The following is a 24,711-nucleotide window of genomic DNA, read 5'->3' as shown; positions in this document are numbered from 1 at the left end:
CGCTGACCTCTCGAATTTTTTACAGAAAGATCATCTTCCGATCATCCGGATGTAACCACCGGATGAGTGCGCACGTCGGCGCTACCCGGCCTTCTCAGGGGCATCGCCGGGACGGGAGAGGGTGGTCTTTCGATGTTGTTCGGCAGCAACGACTTCGGCGCACGAGGTGCGCACTCCAGCGGGAGAGCCGGCATCGGTTCGTGGCGGACGCATCCGGCCGAGATGTGAATCATGTCGCTGGAAATGCCCCAGGGGCTGCGTTGGCTGAGCTATCTGGCCGGTGCGGCGTGGCCCGAGGGAGACGAGGACACCTTGTTCGCGCTGGCCCGGGATTGGGATACCGCGGCCACGGACCTGCGGAATTTGATCTCCGCGGTCGAAGCCGCGTGTGACATCGCGCTGGACAATTATTCGGGCAGTGGCCGGGAACAGATGGCCACACAGTTCGGCGCGCTGCTGTCCGGCGACCAGTCCGTGGACGCGATCGCGAAGAATCTGCAGCAGCTCGCCGACAGCGTGCAGGACTGCGGCACGCAGATCGAGTACACGAAACTGCAGATCATCAGCACCCTGGCGATCATGGCCGCGGAGATCGCGTGGGCGCTGGCGACACTGTGGGGCGCCTTCGCGGTCCCCGCGATCGAGGCCGAGGGCGCCGGAATCCTGCAGATCATCGGTCGCGCGCTGACGAATCGGCTGATCGCGCACGCGGCGAGGGTTGCCGAGATGCCGTTGTGGAAGCTGGCGGCGATCGAGGTCCTCGAGCAGGCCGGCATCGGCTTCGTGCAGGATCTGGCCATTCAGGCGTATCAGAAGGACGAGGGACACCGCAGCGGCATCGACTGGAAGCAGACACTCACCACCGCCGCGGTGGCCGGGATCTCCGCGGGAGCCGCGACGCCGGTGGGCCATTATCTCGGTGCGGGACTGGGGAATTGGGTCGGCCGTGACTCGATGACGTGGTGGAAGTCCAGCGGCATCGCGGTGGCCTCGGCGGTGCCCGCGGGGTTGGTCGGCGCCGGGGCGGGAATCGTGGCCAATGGCGTCATCACCGGGGAGTGGGAATTCGATCCCGCGGCACTGCTGGGTGGTATCGGCGGTGGTCTGGTCGGTGGTGTGCACGGGGTGATCGGGCACGCCACCGGAACCCGGCTGGCCTCGCTGTCCCTGGGCGCTGGGGACGGCAGTTCCCCGAAGCTCGATGGCCCGGCGGGAAGTCCGCCGGATCGATCCTGGTCGGCCACGAAGGCTTCCGCGTACACGCTCGGCGAGTCCGGGCCCGAAGGCGTGGACCGGACGCGAGACACGGACGAGAAGTCCGTGCGGACAACGGCTTCCGAGTCTCGTTCGAGTGTCGGCGAGTGGAAGTCACCGCAGGCCGGGCGCAGTGTCGACGAAACAGCTTCGCGGTCAGGGGGTTCCGCGTCACGATCGAACAGCCGTGTCAACGTGGCACCGCGGTCGGCGCACTCGAAGAACCTCGGTGAGATGATCCACGGGCGGGCCACGAACATTGCGTCGCGGGGAACCTCGGCGACCGGGGGCCGGAATGCGCAGCGGGCGAACATCTCGGCGAGCGGCGGTGACGGATCGTCGGTGCGCACGTCACCGATAGCCACGGCGCGGACTCGTGCGCAGGCGGTCGTGCCTTCGCGCCGTATCGGCCTTTCGGGGCCCGAGTCCGAGCCGAAATCCGCTTCCCCGGTGCGGGTTCCGGGCCGCACGGCTGGGTCGGCGGAATCAACGCGGCACGCGGGGAAAGCCGGTGATGTGCGGCGTCCCGTCGGCGCGGAGGACAGCAGATCGTCCATCGGCTCGCGGCGGGCGGGGCTTGCGGCGGCCGGAAACGATTCGGAGACAGCGGGTTCGGGGATCGAGTCGAGCCCGCACCCGAGCGTGGACAGGTCGCCGACATCGGAATCGGCTCTGGTACAGCATGTTTCGACCGAGTCCGATCACCGGTGGCGATCGCCGGACGAGGATGCGGTGGACCTCAATGCGTGCGGCCCGCTGGCTCTGACGAAGATCGTCGAGTTGACCGGCAGCACCATCGCCCGTCCGCCGGAGTACCGGGTCGGTCGCAGCGGAATGAGCGCCACCGAACTCGAAGACGCGGCCGGCGCGCCACTGCGATCGTTCGACGGTCACGACAGCATCGGCGACCAGCTGCTGGACATGGGTCCCGGCTCGGTCGCTCTCGTCGTGGACGCATACCGCGGTCCCACGGACAGGTACGGTGTCGGCGCGCACGCCTACCTGATGCACAACGAGGGCGGTGTGATCCGGGTGATCGATCCGGCGACCGGACAGCGTCGTTCGCGGGCGTCGGCGGACATCCGTTCCACCCACGCGATCCTGTACAGCGACCGCGGCGTACCGCGCCCATTGCCGGAGCGGCGCGCGGGTCCCGCCGAGCACCTCGGCGCGGTACGTATCGGCACGCACCGGACCGAGCAGGAACGGGACCTGGAGTCGGGGTCGGGATCGGAGAAGGACCCGGACGCGGAGTTGCCCTGGGACATCCCCAAGGTTGTGATCACTCCCCCGGAGGACGACCTACCCGCTGTGGTGCGGGAATTCGGTTCGCGGCGTGACGTCGCCAAGGATCTTTCCAACATCGTTCCGATACCGCAGGAAACCGTGGAATGGCTGCACGAGCAGATATTCCTCAGGGTGGAGGGTCGTGACGGGCCGGACGAGAAATTCCGTGAGAACGTCCGCCGAGTGCTGACCCAGCGCCTGCTCTCCAGCGACGCCAGTGTGTGGCCCCAGTTGATGAGCGAATCGGGCATGCCGCTGAACGTGCGATACAAGGGCCGCCTGCATCCGGTCTCGCTTCGAGTTTCGTTGCGCCCCATCGGTCCCTCGAAGGAACAGATCGCCCCCCTGTCCGACGGGCCGCCGGTGGGTATCCAGCAGTGGGCCTTCGGAATCCTGTCGACCGCCGACCTCAGCAGCAGCGGCGATTATCGCGCCTTCTCCTACGCCTACACCCACACTTTTCCCGCGGACCACGGCCCCCTGAGCTATGTCGCGCTGGGCGGGGAGCTGGACCTGGTCAACAATCAGGTGTCCACGGGCATCACGGTCACCTCGACCCTGCAACCGATGATCATCATCCGGAGCAAGGGCCGATCCTGGCCCTTCGATTTCGCGATGACCTGGGAATTGAGTGAGGGTGACAGCCTGTCCGACGCGCTCTCGCCGACTCCGGTCAACCGCATCTGGCACCCCACGCTCGATGTCCCGGCAAGAGAACTGACGAGCGATCCGCCGAGCAACATGCTGGTCTGGTTCCCGAACTACGCCAAGGTCGGTGCGGTTCCGACGATCAACCATCGGATTCCCAGCACTGTTCCCGCGCCGTTGAGCCGTGCCGTGGACGAATTCCATCTCTTCGGACCGGTCACTATTCCGGATCATGTCCGGATCATGTCCGATGTCATGACATCGTTTCGCGAGCATTTGAGCGATATGTCGGACAACTCCGCGAAACAATTCCGAAATTTCTTCTCGGAGGGAAATATACGGAGCCTCATCACGGCCGCCGCCCGGACGCGGGAGGAGCCGCTGTCCGACGATGCCACGGAAACCAGCAGCCTGGCGCAGGACAGTGTGGAAAGCAGTGAGAAGGACGAGAGTTCGGTCATCACGCCGACATTCTTCACGTCCTCGGGAAAGGTGATCGGCGCTCTCCAGATCAGGGTGATGATGCACGGCGGCGAGGAGATCACCGGTCCGACCACCGAGAAATCGGTGCTCGAATCCTTCGTGCTGCGATCACAGGGTATGCAGGGTTCCTCCACGACCGCCAACTCGCTGGGTTTCAATCCGTCGCTCGGGTTCGGCTTCGGTGGCAAGCACACCGATCCCGACACCGGAATACAGTCGCTCGGCGGGCAATTCACCATCAAGGGCGGGGTCGCACAGAAGTCCAGCCACATCCTCGGCTACGGCGGCAGCGCGCGCATCGCGCATTCGTTGCGCACCGACCAGCCGCTCCTGGACGTGACGCCTCGGATGACCGTGCATGTCACGCTGATCCCCGCCAGGGGCCGCCCGATCGAGCCCGCGCCGAATACGCCGCTGGCCGATGGGGCCGATTATCCGGTGAAGATGCTCGTGCCCTCGCTGGAAACGCTCGGCCACGCGCCCGAAAAGGAACTCTATCTGCCGTCGGAAATCCTTCATCTACGTCAGCTGGGAGTGTCCACCACGCCGCTCGCCGTGCAGGGCGCCAAACCCCTGTTCGAAGACGTCAGGAAATGGATGGCCGGCCTCGGCTTCTTTCCACCCGATCGGGACGTGCCGACCTGGCGGGAGAACAAAGCGGGCTGGCTCTGGGACAAGACCACCATGCATGCCACCGACGTCGAGCGCGTGGACAATGTTCGCAAGTTCAAGGATATGGTCGAACAACTCGGGCTGCGTGGCTCACTGGACGAGGCCATCGAGGGCGGCCCGCGCACCGCAAAGGATCACGACCCGGAACAGGAAGAGGACGAAAAAGATTGGGACGGTGGCGCGATCACCTGGTTCGAACTCCCCACTCCCACCGGCACACATCGAATCTCGGTCCGCCTCATCACCGAACGGCAGTATCTCTCGGCCGACCCCAACGACGGCGTATCGCACGAGTGGACGCTTCCCAAGGTGCAGACCTTGAATTACAGCGGATCCACGATCCCCGGCGACGAGCAGTTCTCGAAGGCGCCGCTGGCCTGGAATATCGGCGGAAACGCCACCATCTCGAGCCCGTTCGACGAGAAGGCTCGCCTGCTGTTCCAGGGTTTCACTCCCGATTACACCTTCTCGGGACAGGCATCCGAGATCCGGGATTCGAATTCCGGGACCGGTCACGAGTACTACACCCTCAGCCCCACCGAGAACGGCATCCAGATCTTCAGTGTGCCGGTGCGGCACCGGATCGTGATGACCTACAGCCACGGTTCCGCCCCGCACGACATCCGCGGTGACGGCCGTGTGCGCCTGGCCGTCCCCACGTATCGCACACACACCGAGAAGATCCACGACAGGCCCGCCGAACCCACCTTCCGCGAGTTCGACGACGACGATGCCCGCCGCCTCACGCTGCCGTCCACGGGGCGCACGTTGGAAGACGGTGTGCTCCGGCCACCGGATACCACCCTCTTCGACCGTGTCGGCGGCAGCAGGGAAGTGCGCAAGGCCACCGTCGATCTCCTCGATGACATCGCGGCGGAGGTCGCCGAGGAAGCCGAGAGAACCTCTCGCGCACCGGAATCCGAGCGTGCCCCGCACACGCGGACGCTGGATTCGGACCCGGATCCAGCGCACGGCCGGACCGAGGAGACCACCACGGATGTGGTTCCGGCGCCCCGGCCGCCGCTGGTTCCACCGGGCCGCGGCGACTTCGCCGACCTGCGAATTCCCGGCAGTTTCCCCCTCGATCCCGACGATATCGACCTGCCCGTCCGGGAGAACGAACAGCACGGTCCGCTGGCGGAGGACGCCCCCGACGGCCCGTGGTACGACATTCCGCTGGACGACTCGAGCGATGACGACGCGCACGGCGACCTACGGGAGCCCCGAGGCGAGGAGACCGGATCCGATCGGGACGACCCGGCCGATCCGCCGGTCCCCGGCGCCTTCCCCCGCGACGACGGTGCGCCGCGCGAGGGGACGGAATCGGCGTTGACCTGGCCGCAGGTCCGCGACTACCTGCAGGGTCCGCTGCGGTGGACGACCGACCACGCGAGTGACATGGCCTACAGCGTGGGCCGGTGGCTCTGGCGCAACGCGGTCGGTGAACCCGCGACGAACCCGGAGTCGATGGCCCACGAAGCCATCCATACCTCGCTGTCGCCCTATCACATGGTCGGCGACGCGCTGCGGATCTTCCGTGACTCCTATATGGCCGTCGAGGGTGCTTCGACGCCCGGCTGGCTGGCCGGCACCAATATCTCGGTGAAGGTCACCGGATATCTGACAAACGTCAAGGTGCATCCGCAACCGCCGAAGATGGATGCCGAGCGCTGGCTGCAGTCCGTCAGCGGCGCAGGGCATACGAAGGGACGCCAGCGCACGCATCGGACCGGCGCGACCCTGACCGAATCGGTCGGCAAGGTCGACCGCAACGTCATTCCCGGCGCCGGCTACCACTACAGCACCACGACATCACACAGCGACACCGTCAACGACACCACGGGCGTATTCCGCGTCACCACCGAGGACACCACACCGGTCCATTGGTTCACCGCCGACGCACACTACATCGTCCATGTCCGCGTCGGTGCTCGCAATCTCGCCTTCAACGTGCTCGGCGGCAAGCCGCGCGTGGACCGTACCCGTGTCGTGGACGTCCCCGACGCGGTGGAGTTCCTGCTCGTGGACAACGATCTGCAGAACAACCCCGACCTGCTCGAACTGGTCGACAACACCAACCTCGAGAACCTCGAGGCGGGAACGGCGGGGGAGTACGGCAAGATCACCGAGGCCGATCCGCCCGATCGCGGACTCCCGATCGCATACGTGGAGGGAAAGCGGATCGGATACGGCGCGGTGACCAACGTCGATCTCGAAGGCGGCCGGGAAGCGCTGCAGAATCTCGCGCTCGAGCTCATGGAGGAATACGCACCCGGTTCGACCGAGGAGGAATCGAGCAACTACGTGGCCGGGGTGAAGACTCGTATCAACGAGCACACCACCACGTTGGGCCTGCGCACACTGCCCAACGCCGGACCCGACGGCCGTACCGCGTTCCACATCGTCGATCGAAGCAACCCGTTCGACCCGCATCTGGTGACGGTCACATTCGCGGCCGGTCCCGACCCCGCGGTCGATCTGTCGGCCATACGTGGCAAACAGGTCACCGAAACCTCCGGTGTGGACAATATTTTCGGCCACCAGAACGGTGATGGCGCCGCTCTCGAGGTCCCGGGCGCCACCCGTATGACGGATTCTCGCCAGCGCGGGCACCAGATCGATGTCTCGATCAGCGGCCAGCACAACGGCCATCGGCCCAAGTTCGACGTCGCGGTGCAGCGTCAGAGCAATGTGACCGAAATTCAGACCTCCAGCCGTGAGCGGCGCGCGTGGGAACGCAGTTTCGGCAAGACCAGCGAATTCTCCGTGCCCCATGTATACGGGGTGCGGCTCACCAGGCACCCCTTGGACGAGGCCCGGCTGGCGTATCTGGTGCGGCGCGGGATCGCCGTCGTGGCCCATGCGGGCGGCCCCGGACTCGTACTTCTTCCGCCACTGGATATTTCGGAGCTGGCCGCGCCGACGTCGGAATCCCACCGCAGCCTGCGGGCCGGCACACTCATGAGGTTCAACACCTCCGAGACTCCCGACGCCGACACCGTCGTAGCGCTTCCCGAACCCGCGCTCTACCGATCCGATCCGCTGATACGCCCGGAGGCCTCGCACGAGGGCGACAGCGTCATCGAGATGGAGGTGTCCCCGGGGGTGCGGGACCTGCTGACCGGGCCGACCTGGGTACCCACCCGCGGCATCGAGATCTACCAGTTCGACGGCGTGCCGGAATTGGCGCAGGCATTGCGCCACGTCGACCCCTCTGTCGATGTGGACGACCGGATGCTCACGAACCGCTCCTCGGAAGGGATGTTCATCCGCCTGACCACGCTGGTCGAGAGCAACCGCCTCACCCTGGTCGGCCCCGCCGCCACCGCCCCCTTCCTCAATACCCGATCGCAGCCCGAGCCCTTACCGCCCGGGCCGCCCGCGCGGGACGGTGACCATATCGGTCCCACCTCGGTCAAGATCACGCTGTATTCGCCCGAGATCGAGAAGAGCAGCAAGGACATCGCGATCGACGACATCTGGTGGGCGAGCGACGGATTCGAGACCGAGGCCGACAACTCGATCAACACCACCATGAACTTCAGCCTCAGCAGCCCCTATACCGGCGAGGCCAACGACCGCGGCGCATTCACGATTCCTCTCGCCGGCGAGCACGCCGAGCTCGGTCAATACAGCGTCGTCACGTCGAACCGCCGCGAACTCCTGCGTTTCGGCACGCCCATGGAGGGAGCCGCCAAGGAGCCGGGCGGGGAAACCGTCGGGACGATCGGCCATCGTGTGCGCGCCCTCGCCTTGATCGAGGTGCGTGGCCCCGAGGGCACCCTCTGGGTCTCCGGCGGCACTCTGCTGCGCACCACCGAGACCCCGCCGGGTGCCAGGGAATCGAGCAGAACCGACACCACCGACCTCACGAAGCCCGAGACCACCGGGAAGGAGCCCGAGGCCGAGTTCGAGCACGACGCCGCCGAGACCGACCCGAAGACCAGGGCCGAAGCCAGAGCCAGGGCGAGGGAGAGAGCCAAGGCCAGGACCCGAGCCGGCTTGGCGCTGGCCGAGGCCATGAGTCCGCGCAGGACCAGGACCGGCACCGAGGCCGATTCCGCCCCGAAGACGGGCTCCGACGCAGATGCCCGAGCCCGTGCCGAAGCTGCGGCCGAGGCCAAGGCCAAGAGCGAAGCCGAGGTCAGAGCGCGGGCCGAGGCTGAAGCCAAGTCCAAGTCCGATGCCGAAGCAGCCAAACGCGATGCCGCGGCGAAGGCCGAGGCCGAAGCGAGGGCAAGGGCGGAAACCGGGGCCAGGACCGAGTCCGGAGCCAGGAGAGCAGCCCGGGTGGAGGCCGAAGCGCAGGACAGAGCCAGGGCCGAGGCCGTGGCCGGGATCAGGGCCAAAGCCGAAGCCGCCGAAGCGAAGTCGGAAGCCGCGGGAACGAGCACGGACAGTGGCGCGCACCACCGGCCTCCGGTGCCGGGCGGGCTGCGGCCTCGAGGTCCGCGATTCGCCACGGTGGGCAGGATCCCCGCGCCGGCGGGCCATGTGTGGGAATCGATGCCGGGGGACGGCGATTGCTTCTTCTACGGGCTCGAACGGGTGGTGTATCGCGATGATCCGCCGGCCACGGGGGAAGAACTCGACCGGCGCATTCGTCGCCTGCGGGCGGAGGTCGCCGATGAATTGGTCCGCGATCCCGATACTCACTTCGGGAACTTCCACGCCGTCCTGACCGATACGGGCCGCGCCCGGGGGATGACCGACAGTCAGCTCTGGACCGCCTTCTATCGACAGGCCGAGGCGATAACCAACCGCGGAGTATGGCGGAACGCGGTCAGCCACACCGTTCCGCAAGCGGCCGCGGCCGTGCTCGCTCGTCACCACGATCTGACCCTGCGGGTGCAGAGCCGGCAGCTGCGGGCAGGCTGGACCTTCGGCGAGAACACCCGGTCGGTGCCGGATGCGACCACTCTGGTGTACGGCAGCCACTACTACCTCGCCGTGCCGACCGGACAGCCTGCGCACGGCTCCGGTCCGTCCGTCACGGCGCCGCTCGGTCAGCGACGCGACCAGCATCCGGCGGAGTCGACGGACGATGTCGAACGCTCGCGTGCGCTCGCACATGAGCCGGATGGACTGCCGCCGATCGCGCGCCGGGCACCGGTCACGCCGGAGGAGAGCCGCGACGATACCGTCGTGGATCTGCCCTTCTCGCTGAGTCCCGGCCGGACCACCTCGGAGACCGTCGAGCACACCCCGGTCGCAGAGCCGGAACCGGAACCGATTGTGCGACAGCATGTTCGGGAAGAAGACGAGATCACGGCGTCGCGGCTCGCGGGCACGCGTCCGCGACAGCGCCTCTTTCCGCTGGTCCCCTCCGCTGCCTTTCCGAACCCGGACCCTCGCTTGTTCACCGTCAGCCTCGGCAAGCCCCCCGACCTCACGACGGAGCTCGCCGAACCACAAGTTCACGACAGCAAGGAGCCGACGATTTCCACATCCGATACGAACCCGGCAACCCACTCGCGCACCGAGATCCGCACCGGGGGCACACCCTCCGGCACCGACAGAGAACCGATGGGCGCCAAGGGCAGGCCGCCGCGCACCGATGGGACGACCGGCACCGACAGAGCGACTCGCACCGACGGAACAACCCGCACCGACACGACCACGGCGACCACACGCACCGACAGCACACTCCGCATGGACGACCCCGTCGTGCCAGCGGCGGCCCAGCGGGTAGGCACACGACGACTGCACCGCTTCGTCTCCCATCTCCGCGGCCGCGGCGCATCCGGCTCCGACACGGTGGAGCCTCGCCCGGCGGTAGGCGCACCGCACCGGCATCTGCGGGATATCTTCCGTCATCCGCTGAGCCGGTTCCGTAGTCGCACAACGAGTTCCACCACGGCGACCACCCGGGGCGACGGCGCGACCGCGCGCACGACGGCCGGGAATCCGGCGCAACCGGCCACCGGGCAGCGGGCACATCCGGACAGTCTCGCCGACGCGCTCGCGGGGATTCAGCGCGATACCGGAAGCACGGCAAAGTCCGCGCGCCTGCGCGACGATGCCGTCCCACAATTCCCGCGGAACACCCGTATCGGCGTTTCACCGGATCCGCGCACGGTGATCGGAACGATGGCAGCGCCACCTTTCTCCGCGCCAGACTGGACGGGTGACCGCCACGACTCCCCATCCCGTCAGCAGCCGTTATCGTGATCCCGAATTCACCACGCTGCCGAGAACCAACCTCACCGTCGAGCTACAGCTGGCCCATCGTTCGGTGCGCGCCTTCCTGGACGCACCCGTCGGCGACGAGGAATTGACCACCCTCGTCGCGGCGGCTCAATCGGCGTCGACGTCATCGAATCTGCAGGCGTGGAGCGTGATCGCGGTGCGTGATCCCGCGCGGCGGGACCGGTTGGCGACGTTGGCGGGCGACCAGGATTTCATCCGCCGTGCCCCGCTGTTCCTGGTGTGGCTGGCCGATCTGGGGCGCGCTGCCCGGCTCGCGGCGTCCCAGCGGGCTTCGCTGGATGCGACGCGATACCTCGAGTCGACCATCCTCGGTTTCGTCGACGCCTCGCTGGCCGCACAGAATGCGGTGCTCGCCGCCGAATCCCTCGGTCTGGGAACGGTATTCGTGGGCGCCATCCGCGACGCGCCCGATGCGGTGGCCGCCGAACTGCACCTGCCCGATCGGGTGTTCGCCACCTTCGGCCTGGCGGTGGGTGTTCCCGATCCGGCCGAGTCCGCCGGCGTCAAACCCCGTCTGCCGCAACAGGTCGTACTGCATCGCGAGGTCTACGACGACAGTGACGACAGTCTGATCGGCGACTACGACACCCGTCTTGCCCAGTACAACGCCGAACACTCCCGTTCGGCCGGATGGATCACCCCGGTGCTGAAGCGGCTCGCGGATCGCGACAGCCTCAAAGGCCGCGACCGCCTGCGGGATCATCTGCGCGCACAAGGGCTGCCGTCGCAGTAGCGCGACCCTGCGGTACCGCGCCCGGGTCCGGAATTCCTGTCCGGCTGCGGCCGCTCGCCGAACAGGAGCCTTCGCCATGAGTACCGGAATCGGCACGACCGCGCGGCCGACGCGGCGGAGACTGACTCTCGCCGCATCCATCGTCGGGTCCGGCGCGTCCGCCGAGGCGTGGAATTGGCCGGGTACCAAGTGGAATCGCTTCGCGGACTTCGAACGCTATCGGCGTTGCGCGCAGATCGCCCGGTCGGGGAATCTCGACGCGGTGTTCGTATCGGATCATCCGGCGCTGCAGCGCGACGCCTCGCACGGCCCGAGCCATCTGTTCGACCCGATCGTACTGTTCTCCGCGATCGCGGCCGCCGTACCGGACATCGGATTCGTGCTGACGGCCTCGACGATTGCGATTTCCGGTATCGACAACCCCACTCGAGAGGACCCGATGACCGTCTACGACCCTGCTACGCCCTACACCGCCGCCCCCGTCCGTTACGAGACGATCCCGTATCGCCGCAGCGGCCGGTCCGGCCTGGACCTGCCGTCGATCTCGTTCGGACTGTGGCAGAAGTTCGGCACCGACTACCCGTTCGCCACGCAGCGCGAAATCATCCTGCGCGCTTTCGATCTCGGCATCACCCATTTCGACAACGCGGACCGGTACGGCCCGCCGCATCGGGCCGCGCAGCAGAATTTCGGCGCGGTCCTGAGCAGAGATCTCGCGCCCTACCGCGACGAGCTGATCCTGTCGACCAAGGCGGGCAACCCGATCGGTGCGAGCCCCTACCTGCGGGGCGGATCGCGCAAGTCCCTGCTGAACTCGTTGGAGCACAGCCTGCGCGATCTGGGTACCGAGTATGTCGACATCTTCTATCACCACAGTCCCGATCTCGATACTCCGCTGCAGGAGTCGGTCGGTGCGCTGGTGGACGCGGTGCGCCAGGGCAAGGCGCTGTACGTGGGCATCTCCAACTACCAGCCGGACCGGGTGCACGAGGCCGCGGAACTGCTGCCGGCCGAGGGCGTGCCGCTGCTGATCCACCAGACCCGGTATTCGATCTACGACCGCGGCCCGGAACGCGGCGGGTTGCTCGAGACCGCGAGCTCCGACGGCTTCGGCGTGATCGTCTATTCGCCACTGGCACAAGGGCTTCTGACCGACAAGTACCTCGAGACGATTCCCGAGGGCGCGCGGGCGCGCAACAGCGCGTTCCTGTCTCCGGAGGTCATCGACGACACCTATCGGCAACGGACCTCCGCGCTCAACAAGATCGCCGAATCGCGCGGGCAATCGTTGGCGCAGTTGGCGTTGCAGTGGGTGCTGCGGCGTCCCGAGGTCACCTCGGCGCTGATCGGCGCCAGTTCGGTCGAGCAGCTGGATCACAACCTCGCGGCGCTGTCGTTCCCCACGCTGACCGATGAGGAACTGGCGCTGATCGATGAGCACGGGGTGCACGGAACCGGAACGCGGCGTTGAGATGTCCGGTTTCCACCTGAACATGTCGTTGATGACGCCGGGACACTTCCGGCAGGCCGGGCGGCTACCGCACGCCGATCCGGTCGCCTATCTCGATATCGGCGCGCGTGGGAATTCCTCGATGTGGTCACCAAGCTCTGGGACAGCTGGGAATCCGACTGGCTGGTCGCGGACAAGGCGTCGGGGCGCTATGCGGATCCCGATCGCATTCACCGCATCGATCACGAGGGAGAATTCTTCTCCGTCGCCGGTCCGCTGCCCGTGCCGCCGGGCCCGCAGGGACGGCCGGTCGTGGTTCAGGCGGGCGGGTCGGAAGGCGGCCCGACTCTCGCCGGTGACTTCGCCGACGTGGTGTTCACAGTGGCTACGACCTGTTGCCGGTCGAGCGGCTCACCGCCAACCTCCTCGGCGGCCTGGGCCCGCGGCCGGGGTCGTTCGGGCCGGACGATCCGATCGAACTCGCCGATTTGCCGGAAACCATTCCGGCCGAGATGTTTTCGACCGGGTTCAGTGAATCCACCCGGGCGCTGATCGCCGCCGGGCCGCGCACGCCGCGGGAGTTGATCGAGCGCAGTGCCGGGGGTTCGGGCCATCGGCTGCTGGTGGGCGCCCCCGATCAGGTCGCGGACGATCTGCAGGAGTGGTTCGAGGCCGGAGCTGCCGACGGCTTCACGATCATGCCCGCCGAAACCGTCGTCGATCTGGAGAATTTCGCCACCGGCGTGGTGCCGATTCTGCAGCAGCGCGGGCTGTTCCAACGCGAATACCGAGATCGGACGCTGCGCGCGCGCCTGGGATTGCCGGTCCGGCAACGGAATCCGGGTGCGATCGCCGAATCCGCCTGAAATCGTCTGCGAGTCGTCCTGTTCGGTGGTCGCGATCCGCGGCGGACGCTGCTGGGTACCGCCGGAAAGAATGTTCGGGGAGGCGAACACCGAGAGTCACGCCCGGCTGTCGGTGTCCTCGGCCGCGGTGTTGAGGAAGCTGCGGGGCGCGGTGCCGTTGACGGTGTGATCGCCGATCAGGGCGGCCTTGTAGACGGATGGATTGTGGGAGGACACCGTGCGGGCGTTGCGCCAGTGGCGGTCCAGGGCGAGGCCGGATTTCACGGCACTGGCGCTGCCCGCGTCGAACAGCTGCCAGATCGCCGCACCGGTGAGTTCGGTATTGACCACCTGGGTCGCGGCCGAGTCCAGCAGTATCCGTCGCGCCCGCCGTGCCGAAGGGGCGGACTGGAATTCGTCGAGTGCGTCGGCCAGGAGCAGCACATTGGCGCGGGCGGTATACGCCTTGCTTCACACCTCGCCGACGATCTGGAGTACCTGCGGATCGCCGGTCGGGTCGGGGGTGGAGGCCAGCGGATAGGACCGGGTGCGCCCGCGTACGACGGCGGCCAGATCGTCGGCGGCCGCCCGGGTGATTCCGGCCTGGGTGGCGGAGTGGACGAACTGGTAGAACGCCTCCATATAGTCGTTGGTCAACGAACTATGGTGGTGCAGAACATATTCCGGATCGACTCGTACCTGGTCGAATACCGCTGTGCCGCTGGCGGTCAGGCGCTGGCCGAAGCCGTCCCAGTCATCGACGATCGTGATCCCGGGAGTCTCACGCGGCACGATCGCCGAGAGGAATTCGCCGTTCTCGCGCACCAGCACGTTGAGCCAGTTCGCGTACAGGCTGCCGGTTGTGTAGTACTTGCGGCCCGAGAGCAGGTAGTGGTCGCCGGATCGGCGCAGTTCGGTGCTCAGTGCCGACAGATTCGTGGTGTTCAGCTCGGCCCCGGCCGGTCCGAAGAATCGGCCCGCCGCCGCATCGTGCAGCAGTGTCGTACGTGCCGGGCCCGGGGGAGCCGAACGCAGGATCTCGGTCAGCCCGAGGTGGCCGCGGAAGATCTGGGCCAGATTGGAATCACCGGCGGCGATATCGATCAGTACGTCGGCGAGTACCCGCACCGACGCGCCGGAGCCGCCGAATTCCACCGGCACGCGCAGGGCGCCGACCCCGGCATCGAGCAGGCGGCGCAGCTGCTCGGTCGGCAGGATGTGTTCGGCATCGCGAATCGCCGCCTCCGCGGCGAGCTCTCGGGTCGCGTCGGCGATCGCGGTCAACCGGGCGGGTAATTCGTCGACGGCGGTCATCGGCCTCTCCGATCGTTGGGTGTGGCGCGTCGGGCACCGATCGGCCCATCGCCCCCACGAAAGATCTACTGGGCCAGATGTTTTGCGACAAGAAATATGTTCACGGTGGTCGCAAAGGTGGGAGCGGGCAGCCGCACGGCACACCATGGGAGACGCACAGGGGGTCGAAGAATCCCACTCACCGCTGCGAAGGACGTCATCCACGTGCCGGATATCGCTGCTGTCGAATCACCGTTGTTCCGCGTCGCCGACGAGGTCCGCGACGCGCTCGTCCACGGACTGCCCGTGGTCGCCCTGGAATCGAACGTCATCGCGCACGGCTTCCGCGCACCGGACAACATCGCCGTGGCGCGCGAGGTGGAACACGCCGTGCGTGCCGGTGGCGCGATACCCGCGACCATCGCCATCGCCGACGGGCAGTTCCAGATCGGCTGCGGCCCAGCGGAACTCGAAGCGCTGGCCGCCGCGGGCCGGTCCGCGGCCAAGGTGACCAGCCGCGATATCGCGGTGGCGCTGGCCGGTGGCTCCCTCGGCGCGACGTCGATCTCCGCGACCATGGCGATCGCCGATCGCGCCGGCATCGCCACGGTGGCCTCGGCGGGACTCGGCGGTGTGCACCGCGGCGCGCAGACCACCTTCGACATCTCCGCGGACCTGACCGAGTTGGCGCGCACCCGGCTGATCGTGGTCTGTGCCGGCGTCAAGAAGATCCTGGACGCGGGCCTGACCCTGGAATTCCTGGAGACCCAGGGCACCCCGGTGATCGGGTACCGATCCGGTGAGTTCCCGGCGTTCTACTGCCGCGACAGCGGCTTCCGCACCCCGGTACATCTGGACTCGGCACGGGAGATCGCCGAGGTGGCCGGATTGCACCTGGAGTTCGCGGGATCCGGATCCGTACTGGTCACCCATCCGATTCCGGAGGCCGACGCGCTCGACGGCGAGCGGATCGAGGCCGCCATCCGGGACGCGCTGGCCAGAGCCGAGCGGGAGCGGGTCACCGGTGCGGCCGTGACCACCTTCGTGCTGCGCGCGGTGGACGAGGCGACCGGCGGCGCCGCCGCCGCGGCGAACCGTGCGGTACTGATCAGCACCGCCGCGGCCGCCGCCGAAATCGAATCCGCCCGTGCCGCACTGGCCGAAGGAGTCCGCGATGCCCACTGAAACACCGTCTTCCGCAGTGTTGTTCGATCTGGACGGCACCCTGCTGGATACCCCCGGCGCGATCGCCGAGCAGTTCGTGCTGGCGGTCGAGGCCGTGACCGGCGTCGATCCGGGCGTGGGTGTGGCGCGGCGGCTGGTCGGGCGGCCGCTGCTCGAGATGGCCGCCGAACTGTCCGGCTCACCGGCGGATTCGGCTACGGCGCAACGGGTTTCGGAGGAATATCTGACCCGGTACCGGGAGGTGATCGTGCCCGAGGCGGCCGATCTGCTGTTTCCGGGTGTGGTAGGCGGGCTGGGTCGGCTCGCCGACGCCGGGCTCGCGCTGGCGGTGGTGACCAGCAAGAAACATGCCAGCGCCGAACTGATCCTGCAATCCGCGGGAATCCGCGACGCCTTCGCCGCCGTCGTCGGAGCCGACGACGTGGATCAACCCAAACCCCATCGCGCCAGCGGCGACCTGGCACTGAGCACACTCGGATTGACCGAGGCCGGGGCCGGGGGTGCGGTGGTCGGCGACACCGCGGCCGATATCGGATTGGGTGACGCGCTGGGCACATTCACCGTCGGGGTGACCTACGGCGTCTGTACCACCGGCCAGATAGCGTCCGCCACACCGGATCACGTGGCTCACACCTTCTACGACGTCGTCGACACCCTGCTCCTGCGACATCGAAAGCGAGCCAGGCCATGACCACCTGGACCCGTCCGGACATCGGACCTGTCGATCTCGACCGGTATCTCGGCACCGCGGTATTCGTCCTGCCCGCCACACCCGGTCTGATCGCCCTGCACACGCAGGCACGTGACGCCGCCGCAGGTCAGGAACAGTTCGTCCGCATCACCGGGCGCATCATCCGGCTGCTGCTGGAAACCGCGCTGTCCCACCTGGAACACCGACCGCACGCGGTTCCCACTCCCACCGGATTCGTGTTCGAGGGGGTGCAGGCGGTACAGCCGCAGCTGTACGCGGTGACGATCCCGCGGGCCGGGGACGCGCTCGAGGCCGGACTGCGCGAGATCCGGCCCGACACCCGATTCGGCAAGATCCTGATTCAGCGCGACGTGGTCACCAAGCAGCCGACGCTGCTGTACCGCAAACTGCCACCGGACATCGCGGGCAGGCAGGTGCTGCTGCTCGATCCGACCATCGCCACCGGCGGCACGCTGCTGACCGCGATCAACGAACTCGTCGCCGCGGGCGTCGAGGAGTCGGACATCCTCGTGGTCAACGTGCTGACCTGCCCGGAAGCGCTGGCCACGGTGCTGTCGCGACGTCCGGACATCCGGATCGTCACCTCGCACATCGACCGAACCCTGACCGATCAGGCGTTCATGCAGCCGGGTATCGGCGACTTCGGCGACCGGTACCACGGCACCGTCGCCGGTGCCTGAGGCCGGGCCGGCCGGAAGACATACGTGAGGAGAAGCGTGCATACCGCGGACAATCTCGTCGATCTCTTCGCCGAACACCTCGACGCGACACCGGAAGCTGTTGCCTGCGTGGATGATCGGGACACCCTGGACTATCGCGAGCTGGCCGCGCACTCGGCCGCCGTGGCCGCGTCGTTGCGCGCGGCCGGGGTACGGCCCGGTGACACGGTCGGCGTGCTGTTGCAGCCGTCGGTGCGACTGGTCGTCGCGGTCTGGGCGATTCTGCGGGCCGGCGCCGCGTATCTGCCGCTGGCGGTGGACTATCCGGCCGAGCGACTGACATATATGGCGAACGATGCCGAGCTGGCGTTGGTGCTCACCGATGCCGGGACCGACGAGCAGGCGCGGCGGATCCTGCCGCCGCGCGCACGCACGCTGCGCGTGGACGCAAGGCGCACGGAAACCTTTCTGACACCGCGTCATTCGGCACAGGGGTCTGGTCCGGCCTACTCGATCTACACCTCCGGGACGACCGGCACGCCCAAGGGCGTCGTGGTACCGCATCGGGCCATCGCGCACCAGCTCGGCTGGCTGCGCTCCGAACTCGGGCTCGGCCCCGACGCGCGAGTGCTGCTCAAAACGCCGGTGAGTTTCGATGCCGCGCAATGGGAACTGCTCGCCAACGCCGTCGGCGCGACGGTGGTGATCGCGACCGCCGGTACGCACGCCCGCCCCGAGGCGATACTGGAATATGTTGCGCGACAGCGCATAACGATCCTGCAGTGCGTGCCCACCGTCTGGTCCGAGCTGGTCGGTCTGCCCGCCCCGGGCGAGCTCGACTCGCTACGTACGATCGTCAGCGGCGGTGAGGCACTGCCGGGTGTGGTGGCCCGCCGGATGCGGGCGGCGTTCCCGGCCGCGCGCGCGGTGAACCTGTACGGTCCCACCGAAACCACCATCAACGCGACGTGGTTCGACTTCACCGATACCGATCCGGCCCTGACCCCGGTGGTTCCGATCGGCCGGCCCGTGGCCGGGTGCCGCCTGCTGGTGCTCGACGACTCGGGTGTTCCGGCGACCGAGGGAGAGTTGCTGATCGGCGGGGTACAACTGGCCGACGGGTATCGCAATCGTCCCGAGGCGACCGCCGAACGATTCGTCCGTCGTGGCGCCGAACGGTGGTATCGCACAGGAGATCTGGTGCGCGGGAACAGCGACGGGGATCTCGAGTTCCTGGGCCGCACGGACGATCAGGTGAAGGTCGACGGCCACCGCATCGAGACGAACGAGGTCCGATTCTGGATCGAATCGCATCCCTGGGTCCGCGCCGCGGCGGTGGTGCCCCGGCAGACCGCCCGCGGCGCCACCCAACTGGCCGCGTTCGTCGAGCTGGACCCCGAACAGGCGCCGCTGATGGACCAGGGGGTCGCCGGGCGCCACCACCGCTCCAAAACGACACGTACCCAGGTGACGGCACAATTGTCGAATCTGGGGATTCGCCCGGTCGGCACGGAACCAGCGCTCGCGCTGCCGGGCTCCGAACCGACCGCCGAACAGCGACGGCGGGTGTTCGCCCGCAAGACCTATCGCACCTTCGACACCGTGCCCATCTCGCTCGCACGCATCGAGGCGCTGCTGCACCGGTGGCACGCGGCTCGACCGGCGCGTGCCACGGGGATGCCGGATCTCGACGGCCTCGGCCGGTTGCTGCGCTGGTTCGGCCCGTTCCACAGTCCGGATCGATTGCTGCCCAAGTATTCCTACGCATCACCGGGAGCGCTGAACGGCACCCGGATCTACGTCGAGACCGGCGGGCTGGCCGGTCTGGAATCCGGGATCTACTACTTCCATCCACTGCGGCACGCGCTGTACCGGGTGGCCGATACCACCCGGACCGGTATGCGGCTGCACCTGGTCGGCCTGCCGCGGGTGATCGAGTCGGTGTACACCACCAACGTCCGGGAGGTGCTGCAGTTCGAGGCCGGTCATCTGCTGGGAATGCTGGACGAGGTCGCGGCCGAATCGGGCTGGATGCTGAGTTCGGTTGCCGTGGAACCGGTTTCCGGCGTCACCGAGGGGGTGGTGACCGCATGGGTGCAGGTGCACGGGCAGCGCAGCACCGATCGGCACGGTATCTACCGATTCACCAGTGCGGGCGCGAGTTTCGTCACCGAGCAGAAGATCGAGCGCCGCCACGTCGTGGCGATCAATCAGCGCAGCTACGACGATTCGGGATTCGCGGTCGTGTTCACCACCACACCGCAGGCCGGGTGGGCCGGATTCACCGCACTCGGCCGCGCGCTGGCGCATCTGCAACAATCGGGCAGCCGCGTCGGCCTGGGATTCATGTCGGCCGGATACGCCTCACTGACCGGCCGGGACCTGCCGTCCGCGCGGCGGCTGGACGATATCCTGGGGCTGCGCTCGCTGAGTTATCTCGCACTGGCCGGGCCGGTATCCGACGACCAACTCGCCGCGACCGGTATGGACGAGGACACCGTGCACATGCGCGGACCCGAGGAACTGCTCGCCGACGACCTGCGGGTGGTGCTGCCGTCGGCGATGGTACCGTCCGCGATCCACCTTCTGGACCGTATCCCGTTGTCGCGGAACGGGAAACAGGATCGCGCCGCATTGTCTCGGCTGGCGGCCGAACTGGTCGTGACCGAACGTCCGGTCGCCCCGCCGGTCTCCGCGCGCGAGCGTGCCGTGGCACGGGTGTGGTCCGAGGTACTCGGCTACGACCCGGTCTACCGCGGTGACGACTTCTTCGCCCAGGGCGGCAATTCGATGTCGGCACTGCGCTTGATCCGGCTGCTGAGCGAGCGACTCGGGGTCGCGCTTCCGGTGCAGACCCTGTTCCGCCATCCGACCCTCACCGAATTGTCCACTGCCACCGAAGAATCCGCGCCACCGCGGGCGGATCGACTGCTGCCGCTGGCCGGTACGGGTTCCGCGACGACGACCATCCTGTGGCCGGGGCTGGGTGGTTATCCGATGAGCCTGCGTGCGCTGGCCGGTGAACTGGCCCAGGACGGGCACACCGTGTACGGGATGCAGGCTCGCGGCCTGAACGCCGGTGAGGTCCCGCACCGGGACCTGGCCGCCCTGATCACCGACGACCTGGACGAGGTGCGACGGATCCGGCCCGGCGGCCCGCTGCGGCTGGTCGGCTACTCCTTCGGGGCCCGGATCGCCGCCGAGGTGGCCCACCACCTGCACGCGGCAGGACGTCCGGTCGAGGCGCTGGTCCTGATCGCCCCCGGCTCGCCGGTGTTGCCCGGACTGCCCGACGATGGCGAGGTCGACTATGCCGCAGGATATTTCAAGCGAGTGCTGGCCTCGGTGTTCACCGGCCGGATCGACCCGCCGTTCGCGGCCGAACTCGACGAGGCGGTCGCCACGCGCGAGCGGTTCCTCGATCTGATCACCTCGCGGGTACCCGAATTCGGGCGTGAGATGGCCGAGCGGATCGTCGCGGTGGTCGAGCACACTTACCGGTTTCGGTCCGAACCCAGCGGCATCGATCCGGATCTGCTGGACCACAGCGTCTTTTTGCGGGCGCGGGGAGACGGTCCGAGTTTCGCCGACGTTCCGGTCGTCCCGCTGCGCGAGCGTGTCCGGCCCGTGGGCAACCTGCCCTATCGCCACTACGAGATCGTGACCGCCGGTGCGCTCGATATCGCCGCCGCGGTGCTGGAACACCGGATGAGTCAGGAGTTGATGCCCAATGCCGCACGTTGAGATCTCGCATTTCCCGGCCGAATTGGCCGAGCCCGCCAAAATTCGGCTCGAGCAGGACATCGTCGCCGCGGTGATCCGGGCATTCGGAGTCCGCGAAGGCGCGGTGTCGATCGGACTGGCACCGGTCGATCCGGACCAGTGGTCCGAACGCGTCTATCGACCACTGATCACCGACCGGCCGGATGGCGCCGGGGTGCTGCGGTCACCGGACTACTGATGGCGTCCGCAGACTCCGCAGCAGCACGCCCGGCGCCGGTCGCGGCGCTGGCCGTGGTCGTCGGCGTGGCCGCGCTGAACCTGCGTCCGGGCATCACCGCCGTCGGCCCGGTGCTGGACACCGTGACCGGACACTACGGCGCGGGCGCGGGTGCGGCGGGAATCATCACCGCCGCACCGGTTTTCGCCTTCGCCATCACGAGCCTGATCGCGCCGCTCGTACTGTCCCGGATATCGGTGCGAAACGGGCTGGTGGCCTCGCTCGCACTGGTCGGGATCGGGCTCGTGGTGCGGCCGTGGGCGGATCTGGTGGTATTCGTGGCCGGCACCTTCCTCGCGGCGATCGGGGTCGGGCTGCTGGCGGTGCTGTTGCCGGTCGTGGTGCGCGGCAGCGGACGGACCGGGGTGTTGGTGACCACGTTCACCACGGCGCTGCAGGCGGGCGCGGTGATCGGCTTCGCCGCCGTGGTGCCGCTGACCCGTGTGGTCGGCGGCTGGCGCCGGGCGCTGACGCTGTGGGCACTACTCGCGGTGGCGGCTGTGGTCGTGGTGTGGCGTTCGGTACCGGCCCGGGGGCGCCCACACTCGGAAAACACTCGGCGAGAACGGAATCCGATCGAGGTCCTGCGCCGAACCCGCAGTATCGGGCTGGCGTTGTTCTTCGGTCTGCAGGCGCTGGTCGCCTTCGTCGTGATCGGCTGGTTGCCCTCGGTGCTCGAGAGCGCCGGAGTGAGCGCGAGCGCGGCAGGGGGTTATCTTGGGGTGCTCACCTGCCCAGGGGTTCCCATCAGTCTGCTGGTCCCACCGCTGGTGGCCGCCTCGGCGCATCCGGCGCGCTGGCTCGCCGGGTTCAGCGTGTGCACCGTGGCCGGAGTGCTCGGCTTCCTGATCGCCCCCGGCGCGGCTCCGCTGCTGTGGTCGCTGGTGCTCGGTGTGGGGCTCTCGGTGTTCTCCCTGGCGCTGGCCGTGGTGACGGTGCGCGCCGGCAGCACACCCGCGCCGATCGAATTCTCCAGTGCGGTGCAGGGTGTCGGATATCTGATCGCGGCCCTGGGCCCGTACGCGGTCGGTGTGATCCGCCGATTCACCGACGGCTGGACAGTGCCGCTGGGCGTGCTGCTGGCGGTCGCGATACTGCAGACGATCACTGCGGCCGCTTGCGGGCGCGAGACGAAATACATTGCACCCGAACATGGTTCGCCGATCGAAGCCCGGACCGTTCCCGACGATCAGACAGAGAGGCGGTGACCCTTGCCTTCCGACAGCGTGGCCGACGTCGCGGATCTGCTCGACGACCGCAGCCATCACATCGAATTCAACGGACATCTCACCAACCACGTCAAACACGCGGTGGTCGCACTGGCCGAACTCGGTGCGCCCGAGACGCTGATCCGCGACTACTACAAGAATTACGCAGAGCTGACCGCGTACGGGTTCCCGCTCGAACCCGCTCGCCCCTCGCCCGGGGTGATCGACTCGGGCAACTGGCAGGAGTTCCTCGGGCAGCGCGTGCATTTCGCCGCCTACCGCGGATTCTTCGACGCGGAGATCGCACGGCTCGGAGCCACCGCCGCGGTGGCCCGGTATGCCCCCGAACTGCTGCGCGGCTGGATCGGTGCGTTCACCCATGCCGCGATCCACCTCGGCTGGGCGGTGTGGGCCGAACATCCGGGCATGATCGCGGAAGCGCTTGCGTACCTGGCCTTCTCGTTCGTTCCAGTGGTCGACGAGGCGCGACGTCCGGCGGGCGCGTCCGCTCGGGGGCCATGGGATTCGCTGCTGGCGCTGAGCCGGAGCTGGGCTCGGGACGAGGCATTCGGCGGCGCCGTGCGAAACGTCATCTCGGACACCGACGCGGTGACTCGGCTGCATCCCGAACTCAACCGTTCCGGATTGCAGGCGCGGGTGGCCGCCGTCGCGCACGGCGGCATACCGGAACTGGCGGCGCGATCCCCCTGGGCGGCAGCGTTGTCCCCCGATGCCAGGCAGGCGCAGGTTCGTCGCGCGGTCACCCTGTTGTATCTGGCGCAGCCCGGCGATTTCGTGGTGCTGCACCTGATCACTTCGCTGTTCGCCCTCGAGGCCGTGGCCCGGACGCTGGATTCCGAAGCAGCCACCGCACGGCTGCACGATCTGTACTGGGCTGGTGCGCGGATCATCCTCGCCGCCGAGCGGAAGATCCCGCGACCGGAGAAACTGAGCGAACTCGCAGCGCTGTACCCGGTGCGCGGAGGTGACCACTCCGATTCCGCCGCAGCGGAATTCGATCTCATCGCGCGACGGTCGTGGCTCGAGGAAGAAGAACACAACCCCAAACTGGTCTTCGTCCTGCGGCAGTGGTGGAACGAACAGGGCTGGAACGCCTACCGGCATGCCGCCGGTCAGTTCACCCGAACCCCGGAGCTGCCACCGAGTTTCGCCGAACCGCCCACCGAATGACCGCGCCCGCAGCGCGATCCGACCGAACGAACAGGAAAACACACGTGACCGAGGCGATCTCGACCGACCTGCAGCGCCAGCTCGACAAACGATACGGATCCGGTGCGCCGCGCGCCGGGACGGTGGGCAATGCCACGTTGGAGGTGTTGCTGAGGCACCGCACGGTGCGGCGCTTCCTGCCGGGAACGATCGGCGAGGACGAATTGGCGGTCATTCTCGCGGCCGCGCAGTCCGCCTCCACCTCGGCCAACTTCCAGTTCACCAGTGTGGTGGTGATCGATGATCCGGCTGTGCGGGCCAGGCTGGCCGAATTGGCCGGCAATCAGCAGCTGATCCTGGACGCGGCGGTATTCGTGGTGTGGGTGGCGGACTGGTCGCGCAATATCGCCCTCGCCCGTGAACACGGGCACACCATCGAGGCGACCAGCTATCTGGACAGCGCCGTCTCCAGCATCGTCGATGTCACGCTGTCGGCGCAGAACGCCGCCGTCGCGGCCGAATCACTCGGCTACGGAATAACTTTCGTGGGCGCGCTGCGCAACAACATCGACGAGGTCATCAAGTTGCTGCGGCTGCCGGAGTGGACCTTCCCGGTGTACGGGCTGGCGATCGGCATACCCGATCCGGAGGACCCGGCCGACGTCAAACCGCGGTACGGGCAGGGCGTCGTCGTGCACCGCAACACCTACACCCCGCCCGCCGAGGCCGATGTCGCGGACTACCTCGACCGCATCAACGGCTACTACCGCGAACAGGAACTACCCGAGGACTGGGTGAAGAACCGGCTGGCGGGCCGGATCTCGACCAAGGAGAGCCTGCACGGCCGGCAGGGGATCCGAAACACCTTCCACCGCCAGGGTTTCGAGCTGAGATAGGCCACA

Annotated in this window: 14 protein-coding genes and 1 pseudogene; 13 read left to right on the top strand and 2 right to left on the bottom strand. The window is 67.7% G+C overall.

Annotated elements, in window-relative coordinates; genetic code table 11:
- Positions 1-231: 231 nt before the first annotated feature.
- The 5 genes and pseudogenes from NRB20_RS26420 to NRB20_RS38470 all read left to right on the top strand — a co-directional run bounded on the left by NRB20_RS26420 (position 232) and on the right by NRB20_RS38470 (position 13,603).
- The gene (locus tag NRB20_RS26420; RefSeq protein WP_153413604.1) at positions 232-10,515 is read left to right on the top strand and encodes a WXG100-like domain-containing protein; all 10,284 of its coding nucleotides are present in this window, start codon (positions 232-234) and stop codon (positions 10,513-10,515) included.
- A complete protein-coding gene (locus NRB20_RS26415) occupies positions 10,472-11,287 on the top strand; it encodes an NADPH-dependent oxidoreductase (RefSeq protein WP_319945421.1) in 816 nt (271 codons plus the stop codon). The genes NRB20_RS26420 and NRB20_RS26415 overlap by 44 nt, the downstream gene beginning before the upstream one ends.
- Positions 11,288-11,726: 439 nt before the next feature.
- Complete coding sequence (locus NRB20_RS26410) at positions 11,727-12,758, top strand: aldo/keto reductase (protein ID WP_153413785.1); 1,032 nt, start codon at positions 11,727-11,729, stop codon at positions 12,756-12,758.
- Between the two features lie 123 nt (positions 12,759-12,881).
- Positions 12,882-13,067 (top strand): annotated as a pseudogene (locus NRB20_RS38475) (NtaA/DmoA family FMN-dependent monooxygenase); the annotation flags it as partial.
- 65 nt (positions 13,068-13,132) lie between these two features.
- A complete protein-coding gene (locus tag NRB20_RS38470) occupies positions 13,133-13,603 on the top strand; it encodes an LLM class oxidoreductase (protein WP_227833909.1) in 471 nt (156 codons plus the stop codon).
- A 96-nt stretch (positions 13,604-13,699) separates the two neighbouring features.
- Here NRB20_RS38470 and NRB20_RS26400 read toward each other — a convergent pair whose 3' ends face one another.
- Positions 13,700-14,026 (bottom strand): acyl-CoA dehydrogenase family protein, encoded by a 327-nt coding sequence (locus NRB20_RS26400; protein WP_153413602.1) that lies wholly within the window; start codon positions 14,024-14,026, stop codon positions 13,700-13,702.
- Between the two features lie 27 nt (positions 14,027-14,053).
- Positions 14,054-14,896, bottom strand: a complete 843-nt coding sequence (locus NRB20_RS26395; protein WP_194290013.1) for an acyl-CoA dehydrogenase family protein — start codon at positions 14,894-14,896, stop codon at positions 14,054-14,056.
- Positions 14,897-15,100: 204 nt separating this feature from the next.
- On the opposite strand from NRB20_RS26395, the gene NRB20_RS26390 reads away from it, so the two are divergent.
- The 8 genes from NRB20_RS26390 to NRB20_RS26355 are packed head-to-tail and all read left to right on the top strand — an operon-like array spanning position 15,101 to position 24,705.
- Entirely contained in the window at positions 15,101-16,060 is a 960-nt protein-coding gene (locus tag NRB20_RS26390) for a pseudouridine-5'-phosphate glycosidase (RefSeq protein WP_319945420.1), read from the top strand.
- Positions 16,050-16,751 (top strand): HAD family hydrolase, encoded by a 702-nt coding sequence (locus NRB20_RS26385; protein ID WP_153413596.1) that lies wholly within the window; start codon positions 16,050-16,052, stop codon positions 16,749-16,751. The genes NRB20_RS26390 and NRB20_RS26385 overlap by 11 nt, the downstream gene beginning before the upstream one ends.
- Positions 16,748-17,452, top strand: coding sequence for a uracil phosphoribosyltransferase (gene upp, locus NRB20_RS26380; protein WP_153413594.1), 705 nt, complete (start codon positions 16,748-16,750; stop codon positions 17,450-17,452). Before NRB20_RS26385 ends, upp begins: the two co-directional genes overlap by 4 nt.
- Positions 17,453-17,488: 36 nt before the next feature.
- Positions 17,489-21,175, top strand: a complete 3,687-nt coding sequence (locus tag NRB20_RS39375; protein WP_153413592.1) for a non-ribosomal peptide synthetase family protein — start codon at positions 17,489-17,491, stop codon at positions 21,173-21,175.
- Complete coding sequence (locus NRB20_RS26370) at positions 21,162-21,392, top strand: tautomerase family protein (protein ID WP_153413590.1); 231 nt, start codon at positions 21,162-21,164, stop codon at positions 21,390-21,392. The genes NRB20_RS39375 and NRB20_RS26370 overlap by 14 nt, the downstream gene beginning before the upstream one ends.
- Entirely contained in the window at positions 21,392-22,639 is a 1,248-nt protein-coding gene (locus tag NRB20_RS26365; protein WP_153413588.1) for an MFS transporter, read from the top strand. The genes NRB20_RS26370 and NRB20_RS26365 overlap by 1 nt, the downstream gene beginning before the upstream one ends.
- A 3-nt stretch (positions 22,640-22,642) precedes the next feature.
- Positions 22,643-23,830, top strand: a complete 1,188-nt coding sequence (locus NRB20_RS26360; protein WP_153413586.1) for a questin oxidase family protein — start codon at positions 22,643-22,645, stop codon at positions 23,828-23,830.
- A 44-nt stretch (positions 23,831-23,874) separates the two neighbouring features.
- Positions 23,875-24,705 (top strand): nitroreductase family protein, encoded by an 831-nt coding sequence (locus NRB20_RS26355; protein ID WP_194290012.1) that lies wholly within the window; start codon positions 23,875-23,877, stop codon positions 24,703-24,705.
- Positions 24,706-24,711 lie beyond the last annotated feature (6 nt).

Origin of the sequence: Nocardia macrotermitis (assembly GCF_009604405.1) — a bacterium.
Lineage (GTDB): Bacteria > Actinomycetota > Actinomycetes > Mycobacteriales > Mycobacteriaceae > Nocardia > Nocardia macrotermitis.
Note: the sequence above shows the minus strand (reverse complement) of the source record. Positions and strands in the feature narration are given on the sequence as shown.